Origin of the sequence: Mesorhizobium sp. M0664 (assembly GCF_040320565.1) — a bacterium.
Taxonomy (GTDB): domain Bacteria; phylum Pseudomonadota; class Alphaproteobacteria; order Rhizobiales; family Rhizobiaceae; genus Mesorhizobium.
In genome coordinates, this window is sequence record NZ_JAMYPW010000095.1 from 1 (window position 1) to 4,182 (window position 4,182).

Genomic DNA, 4,182 nt, shown 5'->3' on the forward strand with positions numbered 1-4,182 from the left:
CGTTGCGACGATCGAACCCGGCGAATGCAAGAACTACTTCGCAAACGCCGGATACGCTTCCGTCAAAACGTGAAAGACTCTAGCGACTGCCTGACAGGCCGGGGGATCGCCGACCTTTCGACCAAACCCGGCTTCGCGCAAACAAAAGCGGCGGGCCCGGCCCGCGGCTCTTTGTGCTCCCGGTTAAGGAACTAACGGCCCCAGTTGCCCCGGCCAGATTGGGGCACTACGGGTTGATCCGTGCCGAACCGGGTCGTCGCCTCGGTGTCGACGGCGTTGTGCTCGGCCGTCAGCGGCTTGCGGATGGAACCGGTAAACCCGCTGTCGATGGTGCCGACAGGCGCGTTGCCAACAGGCGCGGCCGGCTGGTTGACGCCGTCCGAACCATAGTGATCACTGCCTGCAAAGGCGCTGCCCGTGGCGACGAGGACGATAGTGGCGACGGTAAGAGCAGTCTTGGTCATTTCACGTACTCCAATGTACTGGTCATTCGTGAGTTGTCATTGCTTTCGACGCATTCGAGATGAGAGCGCTGTCCGCGCCGACGAATACGCACCCGGCTTTTTCCGATGTGCACGTTGCTGGACGATTTCAGCAACCGAGATTGTGGCTACAGATGAAACCTGCAAATCAAAGTATTCGATTGGCGCAGGATGCTATTCGGCGCACACGCCCGTTGATACGCGACAGCAAGAGTAGCGGGCCAAGCCCGCCGCTCTTTGTGTTGCGGGCCGTGATAATCAGCGGCCCCAGATGCCTTGGCCGGATTCAGGCGCCACCGACTCGGAGGTTGTCTTGGCACCGGTATGCTCGGAAGTAACTGGCTTGCGGATCGAACCGGTGAAGGTGTTGTCGACGTTGGCAGCAGCAGCGGCCGGCTGGTTGACGTTGTCCGAGCCATAATGGTCGCTGCCGGCAAAAGCAGTGCCGGTGGCAACGAGGATGGCGGCGGCGGTAAGAGCGAGCTTGGTCATTTCGGTACTCCGGTAGTTCTTTGGTCTGTCCGTCAAGTGGCGTGCCTCGGGAGGAATTCGCGTCGCTCGGACCACCCCGAGATGGGTCGGCAAGCCTGTCGTTTCCAATCACGAAAATTTTGTACGGGTGCGCCAAATTGGCCGCTTGAAAATCCGGCATAAGGTCCCTTCTGCCACAATCTTCTGATTTCTTTTCAATTAGTTATGCGGTCAGTGGTGATTTGCCGCGCGAACATTCTTTGAGCCGGCGTTCACCCTTTCCTGTACTCTCTGCTAACGGAACCGAGCCGTTCGGTTCGAGTTCTTTTACGCTTGGCTGATCAGCGCTTTCAGAGGCTCGATCGACATTCCTGCCGACCGATCAATGCGCGGTGAAATTCACGCTGCCAGCTCAGCGCCAGCGGCGTCGTGCTTGGGCCGCGCGCTGGCCAGAAGCACGACCGGGCAGTTGCAGGCGGCTAAAACAGCGCCGGCGGTTTCACCGAAGAACAGGTCCTCACCCGGACGTTGGGTGACGCCCATCACGACGATCGCCGCTCCTTTGGCCGCCTCCCGGGTGATCGCCTTGTCGGGTGTGACGCGGGTATGGAACGCTGTGTCGATATGCAGGCCGTAGCGGCCCGCCAGATCAGCGATGTCTTTCAGGACGGCCTCTTCGCGGCTATGCGACACCGATGTCGACCTGCGGCCCTTGGCTGCCTTTTGCGAGACGTAGAGAACCTTGATCCGCGCCCGGTTTGGACGGGCCAGCGCCAGCGCCAAGTCGGCGGCGCGACGCGCCACCTGGGTACCGTTGACGGGGACGAGAATACTGGTGCCGGCCCTCAGCGTCGGCATCTTTTCGCCAGCATTGCCGCCGTTCAGGACCAGGCAAAGCGGGCCGTCAAATCCTGCGGCAATGTCGTTGAGGGCCGGCGCGAAGGCGCCATCGGCGGTCAGCACATTGTCCATGCCGACCAGCAACAGGCCGTATCCCTTGCGGGCCTCTTCGGCAATCGTCTCACCCGTGGCATCCAATTCGGTGCGGGCCGTCAGATGGACTTTGTCGACAAGCGTATCTTCGATCCGTTTCACCGCCTGAGCGCTCTTTTTTGCACCCTTTTTGATTTCCTGGAGGGCGCGCTCCTGTCCCTTGCTGTCGGTCGGCCTGTCAACTCGGCCGTCTTTCGGCTGAAGCAAGGTGGTGGGCAGGCGAAGCAAGGTGGTGGGCATGCCGCTGCCTCCGCCGACCAGTCCGGCGAGATATGCGGTGAACTTGCCGATCCTGCTGTCGTCGACCAGCACCAGCAGCCTCTCCAGCCTGGAAATGAAGCCGTATTCGTCCAACGCCTCGCGCTCGACACGCTGCTGCTCGTCGTGCCCAACCGGCAGCCGGCCGAGCGCCCAGCGCAGCATCGGCGGCATGGCCAAGGTGGTGATCACGGCCATGGTGACGATCATGGTGAAGAGATTGTGCGACAGGATGTTCATCGACAGGCCGATGCTGGCGACGATCACCTCGGTCGAGCCGCGTGCGTTCATGGCACTGCCGACGGCGATTGCTTCCTTGAGCGACATGGCGGCGAGCTTGGCGCCGATGAACGCGCCGCCACACTTGCCGATGCTGGCGATGATCACGAGAGCGCCCGTCAGCATGGCAAGGGTTGGATCGGCGAGCACTGTGAGATCGGCGGAAAGCCCCGCCATGCCGAAGAAGATCGGCATGAACAGCGCGGTGATGACGCCGCGAAGCTGACCTTCGATATGGCTGGAGAGGATGGGCGATTCCCCGACCAGGATGCCGGCGACGAACGCCCCCAGCACGGTATGGACGCCTATCAGATTAGTGATCAGCGCCATCGCTCCCATGATGATGAGGATCATGGTGATCACCGCAAACTCGCTGCGGAATTGATCGTTGGTCCAGCGGATCAAGGTGAAGACAAGACGGCGGCCAATGGTGAAGGAGAACACCATGAACAGTGCCACCGCGGCGATGGTGGTCACCAGCGGCGCGAACTGTAGCTTGCCATTGGTGGCGATGCCGAAGGTTACGGCGATGACCAGCCAGCCGATCGTGTCCTCGATGATCGCCGAGGAAATAATCACCTGTCCGAGGTTGCGGCGCATGAAGTTCATCTCGCGCACCACCATGGCGACGACCTTGACCGACGAGATCGACAGCGCCGTGCCCAGGAACAGCCCGGCGACGGTGCGCTGCGTGGGGTCAGCCAGCAATGCGTCCGGCAGGAACTGCGCCAGCGCAAAACCGAAGATGAAGGGCACCACGACGCCGGTAGCCGAAATGGAAAAACAGGCCGCGCCAACCCGGCGCACCAGCCGCAGGTCCGTCTCCATGCCGGTCAGCAAAAGCAGCATCAGGATGCCGAGCTGCGAGACGGCGTCGATCATGCCCTTTTGCGCAGGATCACTGGGAAAGATCAGGTGCTGGGCCGACGGCCACAGCCAGCCGAACAGCGAAGGACCGAGCAGGATGCCGCCGATCAGTTGGCCCATGATTGCCGGCTGGCCATAACGCTGCAGCACTTCGCCCAAGCCGCGCCCGACAAGCAGCAGAAGCACGATCTCGGCGACGAAAGCGCCTTCGCCCGAACCACCCATGCCGGAGGCCCGGGTACCGGCAACGAGCGTCTGCGCTGCCCAGGCCGCCCCCGCGGGGACGAAAGCGCAAACCAGCAGCGCCAGGCTGGAACGTGTCGGAGCCTGCCAAGCCATGAAACCCCCATCGCCCAATGCACGTGTCCAACAACGCGCGACAGGGCGTTGCGTTGCTAGACAGGGCGTTGCGTTGCTAGACGTGGACGTCACCGAAGGAGAGTTCGCCGTCGTCGCTCTCTGTCAGAAATGCTGTCACCAGCAGGCCCGCATAGAGGACGGCGACCAGCACGACGATGACGGCGCCCGGAATTGAACCCAAGGCAGCACTGGCGACGGCCTCACGCATCGACCCGACGAAGCCGATGCGGACACCTTCGGTCAGAAGACCGGGGGTCGACAGTTTGAGGATCCAGGCCAGCAGCAGGATCAGCAGCATGTAGATGTAATTGCGACGCAGGCGGCGCGCCAAAGCCATGCGTTGCGAAATCAGGAATTTCGGCGCGCGCAGGCTCTCGCCGACGATCAACAGATGGGGTATTCGGCTTGAGCCTCATCTTTTGGCGGAGATGCCATCAAGGTGCTGCGCTTCGAGCTGATGATAAAACGTGGT

General features: G+C 61.8%; 4 protein-coding genes. All 4 read right to left on the reverse strand.

Annotated features, from left to right (window positions below; genetic code table 11):
- Window positions 1–191 precede the first annotated feature (191 nt).
- Window positions 192–464, reverse strand: a complete 273-nt coding sequence (locus NKI39_RS33975) for a DUF680 domain-containing protein (protein ID WP_352472618.1) — start codon at window positions 462–464, stop codon at window positions 192–194.
- 276 nt (window positions 465–740) lie between these two features.
- Window positions 741–974, reverse strand: coding sequence for a DUF680 domain-containing protein (locus tag NKI39_RS33980; RefSeq protein WP_352472617.1), 234 nt, complete (start codon window positions 972–974; stop codon window positions 741–743).
- Between the two features lie 378 nt (window positions 975–1,352).
- Window positions 1,353–3,575 carry a cation:proton antiporter domain-containing protein gene (locus tag NKI39_RS33985; RefSeq protein ID WP_502898654.1) on the reverse strand — a complete coding sequence of 741 codons (2,223 nt, stop codon included), beginning with the start codon at window positions 3,573–3,575 and terminating at the stop codon, window positions 1,353–1,355.
- A 190-nt stretch (window positions 3,576–3,765) separates the two neighbouring features.
- Complete coding sequence (locus tag NKI39_RS33990; protein ID WP_352837500.1) at window positions 3,766–4,098, reverse strand: DUF2270 domain-containing protein; 333 nt, start codon at window positions 4,096–4,098, stop codon at window positions 3,766–3,768.
- Window positions 4,099–4,182 lie beyond the last annotated feature (84 nt).

Excerpts from the sequence above, each read along its gene's own strand:
- NKI39_RS33975 (WP_352472618.1), bottom strand. The coding sequence starts at position 464 with ATGACCAAGACTGCTCTTACCGTCGCCACTATCGTCCTCGTCGCCACG.
- NKI39_RS33980 (WP_352472617.1), bottom strand. The coding sequence starts at position 974 with ATGACCAAGCTCGCTCTTACCGCCGCCGCCATCCTCGTTGCCACCGGC.
- NKI39_RS33985 (WP_502898654.1), bottom strand. The coding sequence starts at position 3,575 with ATGGGTGGTTCGGGCGAAGGCGCTTTCGTCGCCGAGATCGTGCTTCTG.